This is a genomic window from Mycobacterium sp. 2YAF39 (assembly GCF_052114565.1).
GTDB lineage: Bacteria > Actinomycetota > Actinomycetes > Mycobacteriales > Mycobacteriaceae > Mycobacterium.
On sequence record NZ_JBFREZ010000001.1, the window covers coordinates 51,593 to 73,827 of the forward strand.

Annotated in this window: 19 protein-coding genes; 11 read left to right on the forward strand and 8 right to left on the reverse strand. The window is 65.4% G+C overall.

Annotation, left to right across the window (positions count from 1 at the left end; genetic code table 11):
• Positions 1-19: 19 nt before the first annotated feature.
• Positions 20-1,204, forward strand: coding sequence for a molecular chaperone DnaJ (gene dnaJ, locus AB4Z42_RS00240; protein WP_442007124.1), 1,185 nt, complete (start codon positions 20-22; stop codon positions 1,202-1,204).
• Positions 1,204-1,569 carry a heat shock protein transcriptional repressor HspR gene (locus AB4Z42_RS00245; protein ID WP_442007125.1) on the forward strand — a complete coding sequence of 122 codons (366 nt, stop codon included), beginning with the start codon at positions 1,204-1,206 and terminating at the stop codon, positions 1,567-1,569. Before dnaJ ends, AB4Z42_RS00245 begins: the two co-directional genes overlap by 1 nt.
• Here AB4Z42_RS00245 and AB4Z42_RS00250 read toward each other — a convergent pair.
• The 3 genes from AB4Z42_RS00250 to AB4Z42_RS00260 form a co-directional block, all read right to left on the reverse strand.
• Positions 1,566-2,468 carry an aldose 1-epimerase gene (locus AB4Z42_RS00250; protein WP_442007126.1) on the reverse strand — a complete coding sequence of 301 codons (903 nt, stop codon included), beginning with the start codon at positions 2,466-2,468 and terminating at the stop codon, positions 1,566-1,568. The genes AB4Z42_RS00245 and AB4Z42_RS00250 overlap by 4 nt on opposite strands.
• 163 nt (positions 2,469-2,631) lie before the next feature.
• The gene (locus tag AB4Z42_RS00255; protein ID WP_442007127.1) at positions 2,632-3,798 is read right to left on the reverse strand and encodes an FAD-binding oxidoreductase; all 1,167 of its coding nucleotides are present in this window, start codon (positions 3,796-3,798) and stop codon (positions 2,632-2,634) included.
• A 16-nt stretch (positions 3,799-3,814) separates the two neighbouring features.
• Positions 3,815-4,822 carry an ABC transporter permease gene (locus AB4Z42_RS00260; protein ID WP_442007128.1) on the reverse strand — a complete coding sequence of 336 codons (1,008 nt, stop codon included), beginning with the start codon at positions 4,820-4,822 and terminating at the stop codon, positions 3,815-3,817.
• A gap of 97 nt (positions 4,823-4,919) precedes the next feature.
• Between AB4Z42_RS00260 and AB4Z42_RS00265 the strand changes: the two genes are divergently transcribed.
• Positions 4,920-5,552, forward strand: coding sequence for a TetR/AcrR family transcriptional regulator (locus AB4Z42_RS00265; protein ID WP_442007129.1), 633 nt, complete (start codon positions 4,920-4,922; stop codon positions 5,550-5,552).
• Between the two features lie 4 nt (positions 5,553-5,556).
• Here the strand turns inward: AB4Z42_RS00265 and AB4Z42_RS00270 are convergent, their stop codons facing one another.
• Positions 5,557-6,228 (reverse strand): GAP family protein, encoded by a 672-nt coding sequence (locus AB4Z42_RS00270; RefSeq protein WP_442007130.1) that lies wholly within the window; start codon positions 6,226-6,228, stop codon positions 5,557-5,559.
• A 66-nt stretch (positions 6,229-6,294) separates the two neighbouring features.
• On the opposite strand from AB4Z42_RS00270, the gene AB4Z42_RS00275 reads away from it, so the two are divergent.
• A complete protein-coding gene (locus AB4Z42_RS00275; RefSeq protein ID WP_442007131.1) occupies positions 6,295-6,792 on the forward strand; it encodes a nuclear transport factor 2 family protein in 498 nt (165 codons plus the stop codon).
• Between the two features lie 96 nt (positions 6,793-6,888).
• Entirely contained in the window at positions 6,889-10,065 is a 3,177-nt protein-coding gene (locus tag AB4Z42_RS00280; protein ID WP_442007132.1) for a multicopper oxidase family protein, read from the forward strand.
• On the opposite strand, the gene AB4Z42_RS00285 is transcribed toward AB4Z42_RS00280, so the two are convergent.
• From AB4Z42_RS00285 to AB4Z42_RS00300, 4 genes are read right to left on the reverse strand one after another with little or no spacing between them, the layout of a single operon-like run.
• Positions 10,062-11,030 (reverse strand): antibiotic biosynthesis monooxygenase, encoded by a 969-nt coding sequence (locus AB4Z42_RS00285; protein ID WP_442007133.1) that lies wholly within the window; start codon positions 11,028-11,030, stop codon positions 10,062-10,064. The genes AB4Z42_RS00280 and AB4Z42_RS00285 overlap by 4 nt on opposite strands.
• Before the next feature lie 10 nt (positions 11,031-11,040).
• A complete protein-coding gene (locus AB4Z42_RS00290) occupies positions 11,041-13,758 on the reverse strand; it encodes a molybdopterin-dependent oxidoreductase (protein WP_442007134.1) in 2,718 nt (905 codons plus the stop codon).
• The gene (locus AB4Z42_RS00295; protein WP_442007135.1) at positions 13,755-14,582 is read right to left on the reverse strand and encodes an FAD binding domain-containing protein; all 828 of its coding nucleotides are present in this window, start codon (positions 14,580-14,582) and stop codon (positions 13,755-13,757) included. The genes AB4Z42_RS00290 and AB4Z42_RS00295 overlap by 4 nt, the downstream gene beginning before the upstream one ends.
• A 48-nt stretch (positions 14,583-14,630) precedes the next feature.
• A complete protein-coding gene (locus AB4Z42_RS00300) occupies positions 14,631-14,882 on the reverse strand; it encodes a hypothetical protein (RefSeq protein WP_442007136.1) in 252 nt (83 codons plus the stop codon).
• A 206-nt stretch (positions 14,883-15,088) separates the two neighbouring features.
• On the opposite strand from AB4Z42_RS00300, the gene clpB reads away from it, so the two are divergent.
• From clpB to AB4Z42_RS00330, 6 genes are all read left to right on the forward strand, one after another.
• Positions 15,089-17,635, forward strand: a complete 2,547-nt coding sequence (gene clpB, locus AB4Z42_RS00305) for an ATP-dependent chaperone ClpB (protein WP_442007137.1) — start codon at positions 15,089-15,091, stop codon at positions 17,633-17,635.
• Between the two features lie 23 nt (positions 17,636-17,658).
• Positions 17,659-18,978 carry an alpha/beta hydrolase domain-containing protein gene (locus AB4Z42_RS00310; RefSeq protein ID WP_442007138.1) on the forward strand — a complete coding sequence of 440 codons (1,320 nt, stop codon included), beginning with the start codon at positions 17,659-17,661 and terminating at the stop codon, positions 18,976-18,978.
• A 70-nt stretch (positions 18,979-19,048) separates the two neighbouring features.
• Positions 19,049-19,885, forward strand: a complete 837-nt coding sequence (ttfA, locus tag AB4Z42_RS00315) for a trehalose monomycolate transport factor TtfA (protein ID WP_442007139.1) — start codon at positions 19,049-19,051, stop codon at positions 19,883-19,885.
• Between the two features lie 21 nt (positions 19,886-19,906).
• A complete protein-coding gene (locus AB4Z42_RS00320) occupies positions 19,907-20,683 on the forward strand; it encodes an SDR family NAD(P)-dependent oxidoreductase (protein ID WP_442007140.1) in 777 nt (258 codons plus the stop codon).
• 10 nt (positions 20,684-20,693) lie between these two features.
• Positions 20,694-21,593 carry a hypothetical protein gene (locus AB4Z42_RS00325; protein WP_442007141.1) on the forward strand — a complete coding sequence of 300 codons (900 nt, stop codon included), beginning with the start codon at positions 20,694-20,696 and terminating at the stop codon, positions 21,591-21,593.
• A complete protein-coding gene (locus AB4Z42_RS00330; RefSeq protein ID WP_442007142.1) occupies positions 21,586-22,227 on the forward strand; it encodes a TrmH family RNA methyltransferase in 642 nt (213 codons plus the stop codon). Before AB4Z42_RS00325 ends, AB4Z42_RS00330 begins: the two co-directional genes overlap by 8 nt.
• Positions 22,228-22,235: the final 8 nt, after the last annotated feature.

Genomic DNA, 22,235 nt, shown 5'->3' on the forward strand with positions numbered 1-22,235 from the left:
GGTAAGGAGGTGACGCGTCATGGCCCAGCGTGAATGGGTCGAAAAAGACTTCTACAAGGAGCTCGGCGTCCCCTCTGACGCCAGCGAGCAGGACATCAAGCGGGCGGCCAGGAAGCTGCTGGCTGAGAACCATCCCGACCGTAACCCTGGCAATCAGGCGGCCGAAGACCGGTACAAGGCCGTGTCGGAAGCCAAGGAAGTGCTCTCGGATGCGGCCAAACGCAAGGAATACGACGAAACGCGAAGGCTTTTCGCCAACGGCGGGTTCGGTCGTGGTCGCTTCGGCGGCGGAGGCGGCGGGAACTACGGTGGTGGATTCGGTTCGGACGGCGCAGAGTTCAATCTGAACGATCTGTTCGACGCGGCCGGACAGACCGGCGGCGCCAACATCGGCGATCTGTTCGGTGGCCTGTTCGGGCGCGGAGCCCAGCAGCCCCGGCCCACGAGGCCTCGACGCGGAAACGACCTCGAGACCGAGACCGAGCTGTCATTTCTCGAGGCCACCAAGGGCGTGATGATGCCGTTGCGGCTCACCAGCCCTGCCCCGTGTACGAACTGCCATGGCAGCGGTGCGCGGCCGGGCACCAGCCCGAAGGTGTGCCCGAACTGCAACGGGTCGGGTGTGATCAGCCGCAACCAGGGCGCGTTCGGGTTCTCTGAGCCGTGCACCGAGTGCCGGGGCAGCGGTTCGATCATCGAGCACCCGTGCGAGGAATGTAAGGGCACCGGGGTGACGACCAGGACACGCACCATCAACGTGCGGATCCCACCGGGCGTCGAGGACGGTCAGCGCATCCGGCTGGCCGGACAGGGCGAGGCCGGACTGCGCGGTGCCCCATCGGGCGACCTGTATGTGACCGTGCATGTCAAGCCGGACAAGGTGTTCGGCCGCAACGGCGACGATCTCACGGTCACCGTTCCGGTGAGTTTCCACGAGTTGGCCCTTGGCGCCACGCTTTCGGTGCCCACGCTGGAAGGCAAGGTCGGTGTTCGCGTGCCCAAGGGCACCTCCGACGGCCGGATTCTGCGCGTGCGTGGCCGCGGCGTTCCGAAGCGATCGGGTGGCCACGGCGATCTGCTCGTCACCGTTAAGGTGGCGGTGCCCCCGGATGTCGAGGGTGAGGCCGCAGAAGCGTTGGAGGCCTACGCCAAGGCCGAACGGGCCAGTGGTTTCGACCCGCGGGCTAACTGGGCCGGTGCGTAATGCCCAAGCGAGCCAACAACGATGCGCGCACCTTCCTGATCTCGGTCGCCGCGGAGCTGGCCGGGATGCACGCGCAGACGCTGCGGACGTACGACCGGCTCGGGCTGGTCAGCCCGCAGCGCACGTCCGGCGGCGGCCGTCGCTACTCGGAGCATGACGTCGACCTGCTACGGGAAGTCCAGCGGCTGTCGCAGGACGAGGGCGTCAACCTCGCAGGCATCAAGCGGATCATCGAGCTGACCAATCAGGTCGACGCGCTGCAGACCCGCCTGCAGGAAATGGCACGCGAGATCGACGAGTTGCGCGCCCAGCCAAGGTCCAAGAGCACGGCGCTGGTGGTCTGGCAGCCGCGCAACAAGCGCTAGGTCACTGTGACGGAAAACCTTGCCGTCACCGGCTTTCCGGGCACCGCGCTGCGGTAGTCGCCGCGGCGCAGAGCGTCGGTCGGTGCGGCCATCGGCTCGATGGCCACCAGGTCGTCGGCGCCCGGGGCGAAAATCTGAGAGGCCGGATAGCCCTGCTCGAATGCGATGTCGATGCGGCGTCCACCGCCTGCCAGTGAGAACAGCGCATCGTCGGGAACGTGGTCGAAGCCGTCGTCGTACGTGGTCGCCTTCAGCTCTTCGGTGTGCGCTTTCCAGTCCTCGTGCGCCCCTGTCGGAATGCCCCGCTCGTCCACCGGAAGTCGACGCATCGCCGGAGTGGTCAGTTGCCATTCCCCGCGCGGCACACCGGGAATGGTGAAATACGGGTGATAGCCGAAACACAACGGCACCGATGCCGATCCGGTCGCCGTCACGGTGGTCTCGATGGTGAGTCTGCGGCCGAAAAGCGTGACGCTCTGGGTGAGCACATGGGGAAACGGGAATGACGCGAGCAGTTCGGGCTGTGCGCCGAAGTCCAGCGCGGCGGTCAGCGAGTTCTGCCTGCGCTCCCTGACCTGCCAGCCCGGATAGGCGGCCAGCACGCCGTGGATGGGCAGACCGTGTTCGTCGGCGCGCACTCCGCCCTCCCCGGGGGTCAGCGTGACCACGGTGCCGTCGCTCTCATACTCGCTGGCGCTCAACCGGTTTGCCCACGGGTACAGGATCGGTATCCCCATCGTCTTGCCGTTGCTCACGTAGGCGTCCAGTCCACGGCGCTGGCCCAGGAACTCGTCGGCGCCGTCGGCAAGCGAGGTGCCGAGCATGCCGGCCGCAGGTACGAATGTGGCCGTCATCGACGACGACGGATCCTGCAGCGTGACGCGTTCGAAGTCGATCATGACTGATGATCCTTCCACGGGAGGTTGACCTGCGTCACCGTGTCCGATGCGACGTTCCCCTCCTCAAATCTGCGGACCTGACCGGCGCCGATCTGACGAATACGTCGCTCGCGGACATCTATTACGACTCCTCGACGAAATGGCCGGCGGGGTTCGCAGTACGTCAGCCTGTCAGTGGGTCGTGCTGAATACGTTCGGCGGGAGCACCTTTGGCGAGCAAGGCCGTCTTGGTGGCCTCGACCATATCCGGGCTTCCGCAGATCAGGATCTGCCGGTCACCCCAGCTGCCGTATCCGGTGACGACCTCCGGCAGTGTTCCGGTCTGGCGGACGTGCAGGCCGCGCGGCGGCTGCACATCGGGGAAGTCGGCGGCCCACGGCGGGTCCGTCCGGTACTCCGATACCGGAGTCACCGACAGCCACGGGTTCTGCGCGGCGATCTGCCACAGCGTGCGCAGGTCGTACAGGTCGCACGGGTAGCGGGCCCCGAAGAACAGATGCACCCGCGGGTTGATGGCCTTGCGGGTGAGGTCCATGATCAGCGTTCGCAACGGGGCCAGGCCGGTGCCGCCCGCGACCATCAGGACGTCGCCGCCGTCACGGTCGACGTGCATCCCGCCGTGCGGGTTGGACATCCGCCAGCGATCGCCCGGCTTCGTCTCACCGACGATCGCCGGGCTCACCATGCCGCCGGGTACCGAACGGATGTGGAACTCGATGCCACCGCCGCGGTCGGCGGGGATCGACGGGCTCAGGTAGCGCCACCGTCGCGGCCATTGCGGGACCTGAACAGTGACGTACTGCCCTGGGTGGTAATACAACGGGTGGTCGAGTTGCAGCCGGATCACCGAGACGTCCCGCGTCGCTCGGATGGTTTCGATCACCGTGCCATCGCAATACGGCGGGCCCTTCTCGGCGTCTGCGGCGCCTCGCATCACCCCGACGAGTAGGGCGACCGCGTCGTGGGCCGCCTCCGCGAGCCGGTCGTCCCATCCTTCGATCAGCTGAGTGCGAAATGTGGTCAGCAGAGCATCCTGCATGCTGTCGTAATGCCGTTGTGTCACACCGTATTTCCGGTGATCACGGCCGAGCTGCGCGAGGAAGGCCACGGGCTCCTGGGCCCGCTGGGCGACCAGCTCACCGAACACCCACGTCACTGCCTGCGCGAATGCGCTTCGCTGAGCCGTCATATCCGGGGGAAACAGTTCCCGGACGGACATGTCGATCGCGAACCAGCGGGTGTAAAACCGCCGGATCAGTTCGTCGGAGCCGAGCGCGGGATCGACCGTGTCGCGCAGCGTGCGCAGCGCCTCACGGTCGTCGAGTCCCACGCCGTTCGATACTAAGTCACGTCGCTGAGGGGCTCTGCTGTCGCGCCGCAGCGATCAGGATCAGCACAACGCCGACCAGCGACCAGCAGGTCAGCACTACGATCGGCAGGGCACCGCCTGCTCCATCGAAGAACGCCATCGACCGCAGCAGCGCGCCATTGGCACCTTGTGGAAGCCATTGCCCCAGCTCACCCCAGCCGCTTGGCAGCAATTCCGGTGCGCTGTTGAGGCCCGACAGGGGATTGCCCAGCAGCAGTGCCAGCACCGCGCCGCCGATCATCCCGGCACGACCGAACAGCGAACCGAGCCCGAGAATGGACAACGCCATGGCCATCACGCCCAGGGCGAGCCCGGCGGCGACACCCCAGAAGTTCGTGTCGATGGACCCGAAGACGTACTTCAGGAGTGCCGCGACCGTGACGCCTGCCAGCGCAGAGAAAACCACTGTTGCGGCGAAACGGGTCCACACCTCACGCTTGAGAACCGACAACAAGGCGATGGCGGGCAGAAGTCCGGCCATGGTGATCGGCAGTGCGGATGCCGCCAATCCGACGCCGCGCGGATCGCCGGTCGTCGGCGGGGCCAGGTCCTCGGTCTGTATCGGCATCCCCGCCTGCTGGGCCATGCCGTTGCCGATCTGTGTGAGTATCTGCGCGACCATCGGACTACCGCCCGTGGCGATCAACATGCTCTGTCCGTCGGGGCCGAAAGCCAGTCCGCCGTAGACGTCACGGTTGTGGATCGCGTCGCGCAGCGCCGCCTCGCCCGGATAATAGGTGACCTTGAAAGCGCCGGGAGCCTGCTTTTCCAGGGTCGTGGCGATTTGCCCACTCGCGGCCTGCGGGCCGGCAACGCCGATCGGCACGTTGTGCGGCGCAGTCCGTGCCGCGGGCAGCGCGAACGCTATCGCGACGATCGCCAGGCCGATTGTGAGTGCCACGACGATGCCCGTCGCGCGGACCACCGCGGACTGTTCGTGCACGGGTGCTTCGTGAGTGTGCCGCGACACGGTGTCGGTGACCATCATCGCCCCTTTTTCATTCAATGTTGAATTAATCGGTGTTGAGCGTATCGCGGTGTGGTAATTATTTCAACTGGCATTGAAATGCTAGTCTCGAAAGATGCCTTCACCAGCCAAGACGACAAAGCGGCGGGGCCGACGCCAGGGTGGGCCGGTGTCCAGGGATGCCGTGCTGGCGGCGGCGAAGGTTCGGTTCGCCACGGACGGCTACGAGAAGACGACACTGCGGGCGATCGCCGACGACGCGCACGTCGATCCGTCGATGGTGCTGTATCTGTTCGGCTCGAAGGCCGACCTGTTCCGTGAATCGCTGCGGCTCATCATCGATCCGGGCAACCTGGTCGCCGCGCTCACCGGTGGCCCAGACGATGACCCCGACATCGGCACCCGCATGGTGCGGACCTACCTGCGAATCTGGGAGTCACCCGACACCGGTCCCAGCATGGTGGCGATGCTGCAGTCGGCCACGTCCAACCCCGACGCCCATGAAGCGTTCCGCGCGTTCGTCCAGAACTACGTGCTGACTGCGGTGTCCGGCGTGCTGGGCGGCGGGGAACAGGACAGCCTGCGCGCGATGCTCGCCGCGAGCCAGCTTGTCGGGACGGCCGTACTGCGCTACGTCATGAAGGTCCCGCCGCTGGCGACACTGTCCGGCGATGAGTTGGAGCGCCTGATCGCGCCGACGGTCACGCGTTATCTCACCGCAGACGCCGACGAACTCGGCCTGCCCTGAGTGGCTAGAGGGCGTGAATTCCCTTGTACAGAACCATGATACCGATCACGACCAGGATTATCGCGACGAGGACGGCGTGCTGACGCTCCATCCAGTCCTTGAGCCGTGCGAGCGGCGCGTCGAGCCGGTCACCCGATACGGCGTAGGCCAGGATCGGCAGCGCTACCGTCGAACCCGCGACGAGGACGTACCACAGTTCGGCAATCCACACTCGTGACGAATCGAGTCCGGCACTGCCGATCGCCAAACCCGCTGCGGCACAGATGAACAGCACCTTGGGATTGACGATGGTGAGCGCGAATCCCGCCGCACCGGCGCGCGCGGGGGTGAGTTTCGACAGGCTCTGCATCCATTTCGGGGTGTGGGCCGACTTGTTGCGTTTGAGCCATCGGTAGATGCCGAAGACGATCAGCGCGGCGCCGACGACGATGCGCAGCCACGACGCCCAGCTCGGCGGCTTACCGCGAACGCCGCCGATAAGGCTGGAAATCTCGATGAAGATCAGAGTCAGCACGGTCAGCCCGACCAACCAGCCGGCCAGGAAGGACAGCCCGGTCGGTCGCGGCCGGGGGGTGTGCAATACGAGTACCGCGGGGATGATCGACAACGGAGACAGCGCGACAACCAGTGCGAGCGGAATGAGCTCGATCAGCACCGATCCCCAATTACCCGACAATGGTCGCCCTTTCGTCGCATCATTCGACAAGCAACCTAGCAATCATTGACCGGGAGGACGGATCGTATGAACCGATGGACACACCGGAGAAGCCGGACGTTCACGACGGGGCTGGCTCTTGCGTCCGCTCTATCGGCCATCGCGATCTACGCACCCGCGTCGGCGAGTGCCGACACCTGCTCCGATGCGGCGACCGGTGCACCGCTGCCGTTCGCGGTGGGACCGTGTGCCGACGTGCTCGCCCAGGAGATGCGGTGGCTGAAGGCGATCACCTACGGCGATGGCCCGACCGTCGAGGCGATCCTGGGCCCGACCTTCAAACACGTCAACTCGGAAGGCCATCTGATCAGCCGTGCCGAGGAGATCGCGAGCATGGCGCCACTGCCCTTCACGATGAATCCGTCCGACCAGATCGTCGACATCGCAGGCAACACCGCGGTGATCCACGGCCTCAACACGTTGATCCAGGGCGAGACGGTGATCGGCGTCGAGCGATTCACCGACGTCTTTGAATTGCAGAGCGGACAGTGGATGGCGCTGTCCGCGCAGGAGACCGCCATCTGACACGGCGAGAAGTGCCACGACAGCCAAGTCCCCCGACGTACTGTGACGCATGTCCAGCGCCGGTTCTTAGCCACATTGTGGGGAAATGGGGACGCCATGCGTCTCAGTCGAGGGAAGTCACGCGTAATCCTGGCGCTGATTCTGGTCGTCTCCATGATCGCCGCGATGGTGGCCTGCTCGCGTGAAAAGGAGGCGCCTCCGCCGCAGGCAGGTGTGAATGCCGGCCCCGACGGTAAGCCCGCGCCGTTCAAGGAACCGGTGCGGCTCTCCAGCAAGGACGGGGTGCTCGAGGTGCGGCTGTCGGCACACCAGGCCACGGTCAACCTCGACACCGTCAAGGAGCCGGTCACCAACTTCCTCATCTTCGGCTACGACCTCATCAAGGGAACCGCGTCGGACGGATCGACGAAGGGTGACAACCTCTACCCCGCGCCCACGCTGCGTGTGGACCCCGGCGAGAAGCTGATCGTCCACTACGACAACGACCTTCAGAATCTGACCATTGCGGATTTCTACGACCCTGCCATGACGCCCAAGGGGGGTGATGTACCGATATACCCGCCGCCTCTCACCGAGGCGCCGCTGAATTTGCATACCCATGGACTACACGTCAGCCCGACGGGCAATGCCGACAATGTGTTGTTGTCGATTCCCGCAGGGATGGGCAACACCTACACCTACGACGTGCCCAAGAACATGCCCAACGGCCTGTACTGGTACCACAGTCACCGCCACACGATGACGTCGCAGCAGACCTACGCCGGGCTGGCCGGGCTGCTGGAGATCGGCCGCCCCGACGGCAATCTTCCGCTCGTCACACAGAACAATATTCCCGTCCGCGACATGGCAATTCAGTACAATTACGTGTTCGACCGCAACGGCAAGGGACATCAGCTCAACAACTACAGCTGGCCGCAGTGGGCGAGCACGCTGAAGCCGCCCGAGGGATCGGAGCTGGCCGACGGCACATATCAGCCAAGCCTGGCCCCGGTGAACATCGCCGATACCGCCATGGGGTCGCAGTATCTGACGCCGTGGTGGTCTGGACCGCTGTCGCCGAAGAACAACCGCGGTCAGACACAGTTCATCCCGTCGAACCTGATGAGCTTCGACAGCCCGACGACGAAGATCGCCGAGAACGCGTCACTGCCGGAGAATCAGCGCGATGTGCAGTTCACGGTGAACGGCCAGTTCCAGCCGGAGCTGAAACTGAAACCGGGCCAGACGGAGATCTGGGTGGTGGCCAACATCAGCGACATCGCCTACATGACAGTGAGATTGACGGAGACTGCTACCGGTAACCATCCGAAATTCGCCATCGTCGGGCAGGACGGCAATCCCTACACTCAGGTCGGTCGCCCGGTCTTCGGTGACGGAACGACGCTGAGCGTCCCACCAGGATCGCGCTACGCGATCGCGGTGACGATGCCGAAGGAAGGCGACCTGGTCCTGGAGTTCCCGCCGGATCCAAACGCCAAGCCGATCGTGAATCCCGGTGTGCTGTATACGAACAACGGCACCAAGAATACGCCCGCTGTGCTCGGCACTCTCACGGTGGATCCGAAGTTCCTCAGCTTCGCCGACGGGTTCTTTGTGTTCCCCACGCAGACGCTGATCCGTGCCACGCAGGACACCAGCGGACAGGGTCAGACCACGGCCTTCGAACCTGGCCAGAACCTCGACGCGTACACGTCGTTCGTCGACACGTCGGTGATGACGCCAGCCGTCACCCGGGAGATGACGATCACCGACACCATCGGCGGTGGCCTCGCCAGCAATGACGACCCCAAGGCCGTCATCTACATGTTCGAGCCCAGCGGGTTCCCGAACACCACGCTGATCCAGCCACGGCTCAACTCCGTTGAGGAGTGGAAGATCATCAACATGAACAACGATGCGCATCCGATGCACATCCACGTCAACGACTTTCAGGTGATGTCGATCGACGATCCGCACCGCGGTAAGACGGGTGTGGAACCGTGGGGACTCGACAACGTCAATGTGCCCGCACCGATATTCAACGACATGCACGTCGTGAGCACACCGGCGACTCTGACCCTTCGCCAGGAGTTCCTCGAGTTCGCGGGCACCTACGTGATCCACTGCCACCGCCTCAACCACGAGGACAACGGGCTGATGGCCACCATCAACGTCATTCCCGAAGTGTCGACGTACGCCGTGGCGATACCGGGATCCAATGGGAAGCCGGCCTCGGTCGAGATCCGGGATGGCAACGGCGACAAGGTATTACAGACCGTTATCCCATTCCCGGACTACGAGGGCACACCGTCAGTCGCGATGGCTGACGTGAACGGTGACATGATTCTCGATCTGCTCGTCGGCACCGGCAAGGGGGTGGCTCCAGAGGTCGTCGCATACGACGGTAACGACACCAACCTCGGGCTGTTCAAATCGGAGATCATTCGCTTCGAGCCGTTCGACTCCGGCTTCACCGGCGGCGTGACAGTCGCGGGCGCTGACATCGACGGAAATGCGATGGCCGACAACATCATCGTCGGGACGGGTCCGGGAACGGAATCTGAGGTGAAGGTGTACTCCTCGACTCTGCCGTCCGAGGCGGGCAAGGCGCCCGACGTGTTCTCCACGTTCACGCCCTACCCCGGATCTCAAACGGGGGTCACCATGACCACGGGGATGGTCGAATTCGGATCGGGACGACAGAGCATTGTGACAGCGCCCGGTCCCGGTGACCCGCCACTGGTCAAGTCGTTCCGGTGGGACCTCTACACGCCGACGGCGCGGGCACAGGCCAATGGCACCGCGACGCAAGAACATTCGGGTAAGCCGAGCGACCCGAGAATGACCTCGCAGTTCATGGCGTACGACGAGAACTACAAGGACGGCGTCGCATTGTCCACGGGTTGGGTCGCAGGTGGTGAGGGCGGCGCGATGAGCATCGTCACCAGCCAGCTCGGTGGCAAGGGCACGGTGCGCGTCTGGTCATCGGGCTCAAAGCTCGAAGGACAGCCCAAGATGTACCTGGAGAGTCCCAACCACCATGCCGAGAACGTCGAGTACGGCGAGATCGCTTCGTTCGTACCGTTCGGTGGGGCGACCCCTGGCGCAACCATTGCGACGACCAGCACCGTCTACGGAGCCGATCTACTCGTGGCGGGGACCACTCCCAATGGCCAGGAGGTCCGCAAGTACACCTTCGAACGCTCCACGCCGGACGCGAAGACGGTGGCGCCCAAGCTGACGGCGACGCTCCCCAAGATGCCGGCAGGCCCGATACCGCTCGGCGGCCGCTAGGGCATGTGCAAGAGCACCTTCGTCACGATGTAGAAGAACGTACCCAAGATCGCCATCACGACGAGGATGAGGCCGAATCCACGCCAGTTGGTCTTGGTCACGGAGACATCGGCGGGCGGCCGCAGCCAGTTCTTCAGCAGCGGGTTGACGAAGTGCGGCATCACGAAGTAGCCGAGCGCCAAGCTGGACAACAGGTTTCCGATCATCAGGTTGAGCCACAGCGGCAACTTCAACGGCCACAGCGCGAGAGAGATCAACACGACAGTGGGATAGACGCCGACCCACACCGCAAGCGAGCTCTTGAAGTTCGACGGAGGCGGGACTTCGGCGCCCTTGTCATCGAAGGCGAACCAGCTGCCGAACGAGTTGTCGATCGTCCTGGATTGGTAGTCCTTGAACTTCTCCCCTTCGGCGAGAAGCTTCTTGCGTTCTTCCGAAAGCAGCCAGCGATCGAGATCGTCGGCGGTGTTGTAGCGATACAGCGCGGTCCATTCTTCCTGGATGCCCTCGACTGGACGGAACAGCTCGGTCCCGCGGAACCCGGGGAAAGAGCTCTCCGCCAGTCGAAGCCGGTCTTGCCAGGAGAGAAACTCGTCGATGGAAGCCGGATCGACTCGATGGGTGACCACGACGGTGACCAACGAGTCCGACTGCCGGCCGCCGCCGATGACCTGCTGAGTGCCGGGTCCGTCGAAGTATTGCTCGGCCTCGACCAGCAGCTGCTGACGGGTGGCGCTGTTGAGCCACGCCTGCACGTTCGCGATCGAGTCGAACCGGTAGACGATTATCCACTCGGGTTGCACAGCGGTGGGCGGACTGACCTCGACTGCGATGAAGCCTGGATACTTGGCGGCTTCCCGGTTCACGGTCGACTCCCACACCGCGAACGCGTGGTCTTGGCCCGGCCGGATGCGCTGGCCGATGATGACCGTTACCCCGGTACCGGTGACGCCTGTCGTATCCATGTCCTGCCAATCAGGTTGCGGGAGTGAGATTGTGCTCGTTGAGGCGGCGATAGATTCGCTCGGGGGTGAACGGCAGATCTCGATACCGGACCCCCGTGGCGTCCTGCAGCGCGTTGGCGAGCGCAGGCGCCACCGGGTTGACGTTGGATTCGCCGATACCCTTCGACTTCATCGGGCCCACCGAGTCGTGGGTTTCGACGAGCAGGACCTCGGTGCGCGGGATGTCTGCATAGGTGGGGATGCGATAGTTCCGCAGGTTGGGGTTGATCATCACCCCGTCGTCGTCGACATGGAAGTTTTCGGTCAGCGCAAAGCCGATGGCCTGCGCCACACCGCCCTCGATCTGGCCGCGGACTTGCTGAGGGTTGATCACGACACCGGGATCGGCCGCGTGCACGCTGTACAGAATGCGGAACTCGCCGGTGATCCGGTGCACCGCGATGCGGAAGCCGTGGACGTTGGACGTGACGCTGCGCGGCGAACCGTAAGCCTTGCGCGACACGGTGAGCCGCGTGCCGCGTTCTCTGGCGGCCTCGAGCAGCTGCGCCAGCGTCAACCGGACATCAGCACACGTCACCCCGTCGTCGTCCATCGAACACTCGCTGACGTCGACACCGGAGTGACGCGCGGCGAAGTGCAGAATGCTGTCCCGGAGCGCGGTCGAGGCGTACTGCACGGCGTTACCTGAGACGAACAGACCCGCGCTCGCGAACGCTCCGGTGTCGAAACCGTTCCTGTCCGTGTCGGATTGCACGAGGTGCACCCGCGACGGAGTGGTGCCGAGCACGCTCGCCGCGATCTGCACATGTGCTGTCGAGGTGCCCTCGCCGAATTCGACGGTGCCCACTGCGATCTCGTAGACGCCGTCGTCGCGCAGGGTGGCCCACGCCTCCGAGACGTGGTCGGTCGGCGGGGCGGTTTCGTGAATGGAACTGGCGGTCCCGGTGCCGAAAAGCCACTCCGGGCCCAGGTCCGGGTCGGCGGGCCTGCCGCGCATCGCATCGTCGACGAGGTCGATGCATGCGGCCAGGCCGTCCTCGGTGAATGACACATCCTCGGGGTGCTCGCCGATGGCCACCAGTGCGTCACCGGGCTGAACGACGTTGCGGCGACGCAACTCCAGCGGATCGATATCGAGTGCGAGCGCCAACTCGGTCATCGCAGACTCCACCGCGAACGACGGCTGGGTCATGCCGTAGCCGCGCAGCGCACCGCTGGGCACGGTGTTCGTGTAGACGGAGTAGCCGTCGAACTTTTTGTTGGGGCAACGGTATTGCATGAGAGCGGCGCCGCCCGCGAACAACGTCTCGCCGCCGTGGTTGCCGTATGCGCCGGTGTTGGACACGTTGCGGAACTGGAATGCGGTCAGTGTTCCGTCGGCCTTCGCGCCGAGCTTCACGGTGATCTTCATCGGATGGCGCGGTGACGCCGTCGTGAACTCCTCCTCGCGGGTGTACTCCCAGCAGACGGGCTGACCGGTGTCCAGCGCCGCCAGGGACACCAGATCCTCGGAGATCACCTCCTGCTTACCGCCGAACCCGCCGCCGACCCTCATGCAGAACACGCGGAGCTGGTCGGGCCGAAGGTCGAACAGGTGGGAGAGTTTGAGTTTCGCGACCGACGGCGACTGCGAGCTGGTCCGCACGTGCAGCCGGCCGTCCTCTACCCACGCGATCGAACCGTGTGTTTCGAGGTGCGCGTGCTGGACGCGTGGCGTGAAGTAGGTGGCCTCGTGGATCACGTCGGCTTCGACGAATCCGGCGGCGACGTCGCCGACCTCGCCGTGTAGTTCGAGCAGGATGTTGCGCGCCTTGTCGTGGGCGAACGGGTCGTCGTAGCTGTGCAACTGAGGTGCGCCGTCGGCCATCGCCTCCTCCGGGTCGAAGACCGCGGGCAGCGTCTCGTATTCCACGGCGACCCTGCGGCAACCCTCTTCGGCGGCGCCGACCGAGTCGGCGACAACGGCCACGACTCGCTGGCCCACGAACCGCATGACGTTGTCGAGCATGTAGGTGTCGTCGGGATCCACCAGATGGTCGGTGTGAATCGCTGTGCTGTAACGCTTCCGGGGCACGTCCTGCCATGTGTAGACGCGGTGCACGCCCGGGACGTCGAGGGCGGCGGACGTGTCTATGGAGATGACCCGTGCGTGGGCATGCGGGGAATGCAGCACCTTGAGATGCAGCATCCCCGGCATCTCGGTGTCCATGGTGAACTCCGCCGTGCCAGTCACCACTCCGGCGGCCGACGGTGCCACGACGCTGGCGCCCACGGCCTGACCGGGTGGTGCGTCCTGGACGCTTTTCACGCCGTTGACCGCGTCTTCGATGGCGCGATAGCCGGTGCAGCGGCAGAGGTTTCCTTTCAGAGCGCGCGGCAGATCCAGCTTCTGGGTGTCGGTGAAGGTGGCCGACGTCATGATCATTCCCGCTGTGCAGAAACCGCATTGGAATCCGGGGGCGTCCAGGAACTGCTGCTGTATCGGATGCAGGTTGTCCGGGGTGCCGAGTCCCTCGATGGTGGTGACGTCGCGCCCCTCGGCGCGGAACGCCGGGGTGATGCAGCTGTGCACCGGGTTGCCGTCGAGCCAGACGGTGCATGCCCCGCAATCGCCTGCGTCGCAACCCTTTTTGACACCGTGGCAACCCAGGGAGCGGACGAACGTGCGCAGACACTGCCCCGGCCTGGGCTCCTCGTCGAATGCCGTGCCGTTGACGGTGTAGGTCATGACCGACCACCTGAGCAGAACTCGGCGCGAATCTCCTCGGCGAAGTGCCTGGCGAGGTGGTGCCGATGGTCCGGACTTCCGTTGGGGTCGTCGAACCAGAGTGCTTCTGGCAGTTCGTCGATACGGCGTGCCAGAGCGTCGGCGTCCGGCATCGAATCGAACGCCAGGCGGACAGGGTGGGTGGTGGCGGCGGTGATCGTCAGCAGCAGGTCATCGGCCTCCTGTTGTTGAGTCGCGATGATGAAGATCGTCGACCGGCCGAGGTGGGTCAGCGTGAAGCGCCTGTGCGTATGCCGCTTGCGCAGTGCGCTCGCGGGAACGTCGATCTTCCTCAGCACTTCACCCGGCGCAAGGATGTTGGCGTTGTTACCGGTGACGAAGTTGGCGGCGTCGACGATGCGCTCGGACCCATCGGGTGCGCGCAGGGTGTAGCTGGCCTCGAGTGCGACGGTCATCGTGATCATCGGACCGGCGGGCAGGGACATGCAGATGTTGCCCCCGACCGTCGCGCTGTTCCACACCTTGAACGAGGCGAGGAACGCTTCGCAGCTGGTGGTGAACAGCGGAGCGGCCGACCAGTCGCCGGGCGCCCGGAATGCATAGAGGTCGCGGATCGTGCTCATCGCCCCGATCTCGAGCCCGGCATCACTGGCCGTCAGCGCGTCCCAGCCAAGCGGCATCAGGTCGATGAGCCGTCGCAACGCAACTTGTGGGTCGGAGAACAGCCACGTGCCACCCGCGAGAAAGGCGTCACCGGTGCGCCATTGGGCCCCTGGCGGATCGAGCGGCTGCCGGACCACCTCCGTGACGGTGTTCAGGTCCAAATCTGTTCCCCCTCGGGGACGAGCGACGACGGCTACCTGAGCGTAGGGCTAAGCGGTCGGGCTCGCGCTATAGCGGCAGGCTTTCCACTGGGCGCTCTCGCGGACGAAGTCGACGTCCAGAACCTTGGGGTCGGCGTGATTGGCCGCGGCGAATCTGACGTTGGCAATTGCTCGAGACGGGGGATTGCCTGCGACGGCCACCGACATGACGGTGATGGTTGTCGGTCCGTCGGTCTTCCTGCTCGCGTACCACCCCGCTTCGAAACCGTCCGCGCGGCGCATCCCGGCTGAGAGGACCATCAGCACAGCGCAACGATGAGACCGAGGATCAGACGCATTTGTCCAGCGTGGCCGATGCCGGGCGTGCCGACGGGTACGCCCCGACGGCGTGTTGCCGAAAATAGTTAAAGTTGAGCGGAACAGACTCAACATTGACGGCGTTGAACAACAGGACAAGCATCTCAAGGGCCGTTCGCGCGGCCCTCTGTACAAGAAAGGGAGGTGTCGTGGACTCGTTTAATCCGACGACCAAAACCCAGGCGGCCCTGACTTCGGCGCTGCAAGCGGCTACCGCCGCGGGCAACCCTCAGATCACGCCCGCCCATTTGTTGATGGCGCTGCTCACTCAGAACGATGGCATTGCCGCCCCCTTGCTGGAGGCCGTCGGCGTCGAACCCGCGACAATCCGCGCCGAGACGCAGCGCCTGCTCGACCGGTTGCCCAGCGCATCCGGCTCGGCCTCGCAGCCACAACTGGCTCCCCAGTCCATCGCTGCGATCACCACGGCCACCCACCTGGCGACGGAGATGGACGACGAATACGTCTCCACCGAGCACCTGCTCGTCGGCCTGGCCACCGGTGACTCGGACACCGCCAAGCTGCTCACGAACCACGGCGCCTCACCGCAGGCGCTGCGCGAAGCGTTCACCAACGTGCGCGGCAGCGCGCGGGTCACCAGCGCCGATCCCGAGGCCACCTATCAGGCGTTGGAGAAGTACTCCACCGATCTGACCGCCCGCGCCAGGGAAGGCAAGCTCGACCCGGTTATCGGGCGCGACAACGAGATTCGTCGCGTCATCCAGGTCCTGAGCCGTCGCACCAAGAACAACCCGGTGCTGATCGGCGAGCCCGGCGTCGGTAAGACGGCGATCGTCGAGGGCCTGGCCCAGCGCATCATCGCCGGCGACGTTCCGGAGAGCCTGCGCGACAAGACCGTCGTCTCGCTCGACCTGGGCTCGATGGTCGCGGGCGCGAAGTATCGCGGTGAGTTCGAGGAGCGGCTCAAGGCCGTGCTCGACGACATCAAGAACTCGGCCGGACAGATCATCACGTTCATCGACGAGTTGCACACCATCGTCGGCGCAGGCGCGTCCGGCGAGGGCGCGATGGACGCGGGCAACATGATCAAGCCGATGCTGGCCCGCGGTGAGCTGCGTCTGGTCGGCGCCACCACCCTCGACGAGTACCGCAAGTACATCGAGAAGGACGCCGCGCTCGAGCGGCGATTCCAGCAGGTGCTGGTCGGCGAGCCGTCGGTGGAGGACACCGTCGGCATCCTGCGCGGATTGAAGGACCGCTACGAGGTGCACCACGGTGTGCGGATCACCGACTCCGCGCTGGTATCCGCGGCCACGCTGTCGGACCGCTACATCACCGCCCGCTTCCTGCCGGATAAGGCCATCGACCTGGTCGATGAGGCCGCGTCCCGGCTGCGGATGGAGATCGACTCGCGGCCCGTCGAGATCGATGAGGTCGAGCGACTCGTGCGTCGCCTCGAGATCGAAGAGATGGCGCTGACCAAAGAGGAGGACGACGCCAGCAAGGACCGGTTGGTCAAGCTGCGCGCCGAACTCGCCGACCACAAAGAGAAGCTGGCGGAGCTGACCACCCGGTGGCAGAACGAGAAGAACGCGATCGACATCGTTCGTGAGCTCAAGGAGCAGCTCGATACGCTCCGTGGCGAGGCCGACCGAGCCGAACGCGACGGCGACCTCGCCAAGGCTTCTGAGCTCCGTTACGGACGCATCCCGGAGCTCGAGAAGAAGCTCGACGCGGCCATCCCGAGCGCACAGGCGCATGAAGACGTGATGCTCAAGGAGGAGGTAGGGCCCGACGACATCGCTGATGTCGTGTCGGCGTGGACCGGCATTCCGGCGGGCCGGATGCTCGAGGGCGAGACGGCCAAGCTGCTTCGCATGGAAGACGAACTCGGCAAGCGCGTCGTCGGCCAGCGCAAGGCCGTGCAGGCAGTGTCTGATGCGGTTCGCAGAAGCCGTGCAGGCGTCGCCGACCCGAACCGGCCGACGGGGTCGTTCATGTTCCTCGGACCCACCGGTGTGGGTAAGACCGAGCTCGCAAAGGCGTTGGCGGAGTTTCTCTTCGACGACGAACGGGCAATGATCCGCATCGACATGAGCGAGTACGGCGAGAAGCACTCGGTGGCCCGCCTCGTCGGTGCGCCTCCCGGCTACGTCGGTTACGACCAAGGCGGTCAGTTGACCGAAGCGGTCCGCAGGCGCCCGTACTCGGTGATCCTGTTCGACGAGATCGAGAAGGCGCACCCGGATGTGTTCGACGTGTTGCTTGCTGTCCTCGACGAGGGCAGGCTGACCGACGGCCAGGGCCGTACGGTCGACTTCCGCAACACGATCCTGATCCTGACGAGCAACCTCGGCGCCGGTGGCACCGAGGAGCAGGTGATGGCGGCGGTGCGCTCGGCGTTCAAACCCGAGTTCATCAACCGGCTCGACGACGTCATCGTCTTCGATCCGCTCGACGAGAGTGAGCTCGTTCAGATCGTCGACATCCAACTGCAACAGCTGGCCAAGCGACTGCAGCAGCGCAGGCTCACCCTCGAGGTGTCGCTGCCCGCCAAGCAGTGGCTGGCCGAGCGCGGGTTCGACCCGCTCTACGGCGCCCGCCCGCTGCGGAGGCTGATCCAGCAGGCCATCGGCGACCAGCTCGCCAAGCTGCTGCTGGCCGGCGAGGTGCACGACGGCGACGTCGTGCCGGTCAACGTGAGCGCCAACGGCGACGCACTGGTGCTCGGCTGATGTGATTTCGGCAAGATGGTGACGTGATATCACCCGTTGCCGGTAATCCGAATCTGCTCCTCGGCGCCTACGACCTGGCCACGCTGGGTTACGGCGCCGAGGAGTTCTTCGTCTCGGGCACTGCCAGGTCCTACGCCACCGACGACCATGCGGACTACACGACCCGCATCGTGGTGTGCTGCCCGACCGGTGAGTTCAACGGCACCGTCATCGTCGAATGGCTCAACGTCAGCGGGGGCATCGATGCTCCGGCAGTCTGGTTCATGGCACATCGCGAGATCGCCCGAGCGGGCTACGTGTACGTCGCGGTGTCGGCGCAACAGGTCGGCATCGAGGGCGGGGACAGCCTGGTCGGCGCCAACATGTCACTGAAAGCCCAGAATCCCGAACGCTATTCGTCATTGAGCCATCCCGGAGACCAGTTCTCCTACGACATCTACTCACAGGTCGGTCGGCTGATCCGAGACGGTGCGGTCGACGGTCTGAATCCGAAACACATTCTCGCGGTCGGAGAGTCGCAGTCCGCGATGTTCCTGACCACCTATGTCAACGAGGTGGATGCCGACGCCGCGGTCTTCGACGGCTTCCTCGTGCACTCGCGGTTCGGTGCCGGTGCGCCCCTCGCGGGCACCAGCGCACTCGAAGAGTCGCGTCCAGCACCGTTCCTGGACGCCCCGCGGGTACCGGTGCTGTCGGTCATCACCGAAACCGACCTGCTCGACGGACATCTAATCGGCTATCACCACGCCCGCAGGCCGGACAACGACCGGCTGCGGGTGTGGGAGATTCCCGGGACGGCCCACGCCGACAACTACACGATTCGTGTCGGCTTCATCGACAACGGAGCCGCATCGCTCGATGACATCGTGGCGGCGTACGCGCCGACCAGCGACCTCATGGGAACGAGCCTTTCGTACTGCATCAACTTCGCCCCCCAGCATCATTACGTGCTGCAGAGCGCCGTCGCGGGCCTGAACAGCTGGGTCCGCACCGGCGAACCAGCACCCACCGCGCGCCCCATCACGCTGACCGAAGGGGACGCCCCTGCGCTGGTGCTCGACGAGCACGGACTCGCCGGCGGAGGAGTGCGCACCCCCTGGGTCGACGTCCCGATCGCGCGGACATCGGGCTCCGCGCCCGACGAGAGCCCCATGTCGTTCCTGTTCGGCTCGGGGGAGGTGTTCGACAAGGACACCGTGAACAGGCTCTACCCGGGCGGCGAGGCCGACTACCTCGAACACTTCACCGCGGCGCTGGATCGCGCGATCGGGGCCGGCTTCATCGTGGCCGCGGACCGTGCGGAAATCCTCGAGCTGGCCGCCGCGGCCTTTCTCGCTGGCTAGACGGTATGTGACGGTGCTGTGATCTGCTCGAGTTCGGAATTGGGCACCACCTGGAAGTAGGCTAGGCGTAATGGTCCCGCTCTGGTTCACGCTGTCCGCGCTCTGTTTCGTGGGTGCGGCGGTACTTCTATATGTCGACGTCGACCGTCGACGCGGACTGGGTCGCCGCCGCAAGTCCTGGGCGAAGTCGCACGGCTTCGACTACGAGCACGAGTCGAGCGACATCCTCAAGCGCTGGAAGCGCGGCGTGATGTCGACGGTCGGCGACATCAACGCCAAGAATGTCGTGCTCGGACAGATTCGCGGCGAGGCGGTGTTCATCTTCGATCTCGAGGATGTGGCCACCGTCATCGCCCTGCATCGCAAGGTCGGCACCAACGTCGTGGTCGATCTGCGGCTCAAGGGAATCAAAGAGCCGCGGGAGAACGACATCTGGCTGCTCGGTGCGATCGGACCGCGCATGGTCTACTCCACCAACCTCGACGCGGCGCGTCGCGCCTGCGACCGCCGGATGGTGACGTTCGCCCATACCGCGCCGGACTGCGCCGAGATCATGTGGAACGAGCAGCACTGGACGCTGGTGTCGATGCCGGTCACCAGTACGCGGGCGCAATGGGACGAGGGCCTGCGCACCGTGCGTCAGTTCAACGACCTGCTGCGTGTGCTGCCACCCACCTCGCAGACCACCGACGCCGCCCCGTCCGTCGCCCGTCGCAGCGGATCGCCGAGCCGTCCGATCAAGCCGGGGCCGTCACGTTCCGAGGTGCCTGCAGGCAGGGCCGAGGCACCGCAGGCCCGGTATACCCAGGCCTCCGCGCGTCCCGCCGAGTCGGTTCGCCGTCCCGCGGCGCCGCCGCAGCCACCGCAGTCGCGAAATGGACGGCAGTCTCCGCACTATCAGCGGTGAGCAGTCTCTAGGCTCTAGGGCATGTCACGCCCTGTCGCATTGATCACCGGACCGACCTCAGGGCTGGGGGCGGGTTTCGCCCGTAGATACGCCGTCGACGGCTACGACCTCGTGCTCGTGGCGCGCGATGTCCAGCGGCTGGAGCGCCTCGCCGCCGAGTTGCACGACGAGGTAGGCGCGAACGTCGAGGTGCTGGTCGCGGATCTCGCAGAGGCATCCGACCGCGCGAAAGTCGCCGACCGGCTCGCCGCCGGTGTGCGGGTGCTGGTCAACAACGCCGGCATCGGCACATCCGGCGAGTTCTGGACGGCAGACCTCGCGATGCTGCAGTCCCAGCTCGACATCAACGTCACGGCGGTCATGCAGCTGACGCATGCGGCGATGCCGGCGATGCTTGCGGCCGGTGAAGGCACGGTGCTCAACGTCGCCAGCGTCGCCGGGCTGCTGCCTGGGCGAGGGTCGACGTACTCGGCGTCCAAGGCGTGGGTGGTCGCGTTCTCAGAAGGCCTGGCCAACGGCCTCGGCGGTACCGGGGTCGGCGTGCACGCGTTGTGCCCCGGCTTCGTGCATACCGAGTTTCACGAAAGGGCAGGCATCGACATGGCGAACACCCCGTCGTTCCTGTGGCTGGAGGTGGACGACGTGGTTCGCGAGACGATGGCCGATGTCGCGAAGGGCAAGGTGGTGATCGTGCCCGGTCTGCAGTACAAGGCGCTCACCACCGGCGGCCGCATGGTGCCACGAAACCTGGTGCGGGCCGTGACGAAAGTCGTGGGCCGCGGCCGAGACAGAACTTAGCCCCCGCTCCGTGTCCGTCCGTTCGGTCTTCGCGGCCCTGACCGCGGTCATCCTGGTGGTCTCGTCCTGTTCCGGCGACGAGGCCACCGTCGACGCCTACGACGCTCAGACCGCCGCGGTCGGCGAATCACTGGCGTTTCTGGGCTGGAACATGTCCGTGTCGAACATGCGCTTCGAGGGCGACAACGTGCTGATCGATGTCGACGCGGCGCCCTCGGGCGACGGTCCACATGCCGACCCGAAGGACCTGCGCTTCGGGCTCTACGGTGCGTTGGCGCATCCGCTCGAGGCGCCCGCGATCGGCAGTTGCCGTGATGTGAGCGCCCTGGACGTGCAGCCGCTGTCGACGTCGAAACCCGACAGGATGACCGGCACGGTGTGTCTCGGACCGCAGCGTGACCAATCCCAGGTGCGCGGGGTCTACGTCTATTCGACCGGAGACCGGATGGCGGGCACCACCACCGCCTATCCCGCGGCGTTCCCCGTCGGACTGCCATCGACCAAGGACGACGGCAGCAGCCTCACGCTCAAGACCACCAGCGTCGACGCGTTCCGCGAGGACGGCTCCATGCTCGACCCCACCGCGCTGGGCGATCCCGATGCGTTCACCGGCGGTGGATACATGCTCCTCGGGCTCCAGATCGACGGTCTGGCAACGCAATACCGTGACATATCGCGCAAGCGCGGCGGACCGACCATGGTGTTGATGGCTCCGACGCTGCCCGTACCCGGGCTGAGCCATGCCTGCGATGTCTACGGTGCGTCGGTGCTCGTGCTGCCCGAGCGCTCGCGCGAGGCGGTCCAGATTGCCGTGACGCTGTGTACCCAGGGCGATATCAACACCGCGCTGCTCTATCCGACGCTGTCGCTGGTCGGGACGCACGCGGCGTTGTGGACCACACATGAGTGATGTGGGACCCACCGAATGGGGCGAAAGTCCCGGCGTCGGTCCCTGGCCCGGCTCGCCGCCCGAGGACCCACGCTACGATCCGGCGCTGCTGCGCGACGGTGACACCCGCAATGTCGTTGACGCATACCGCTATTGGACGCGCGAGGCCATCGTCGCCGATATCGACGAGCGCAGACATCCGCTGCACATCGCGATCGAGAATTTCGGCAACGACGCGAACATCGGCGCGGTGGTCCGCACAGCCAACGCGTTCGCCGTGGACACCGTCCACATCGTTGGGCGGCGCCGCTGGAACCGTCGCGGGGCGATGGTGACCGACCGGTATCAACGACTGCGCCATCACGACACCACCGCCGAACTGCTCGCCTTCGCGGCGGCCGCGGGGCTGAGCGTCGTCGCCGTCGACAACGTGCCGGGTGCCGCGCGCCTGGAATCGACCGCTCTGCCGCGGGAGTGCCTCTTGATCTTCGGCCAGGAGGGGCCGGGCATCACCGAGGAGGCAAGGGCCGGTGCCGCTGTCACGGTGTCGATCGCCCAGTTCGGCTCGACCCGAAGCATCAATGCCAGTGTCGCCGCGGGCATCGCGATGCATGCCTGGATCGCTCGACATGCGGACATCTCGGCGGCCTGGTAGGGCAGGAT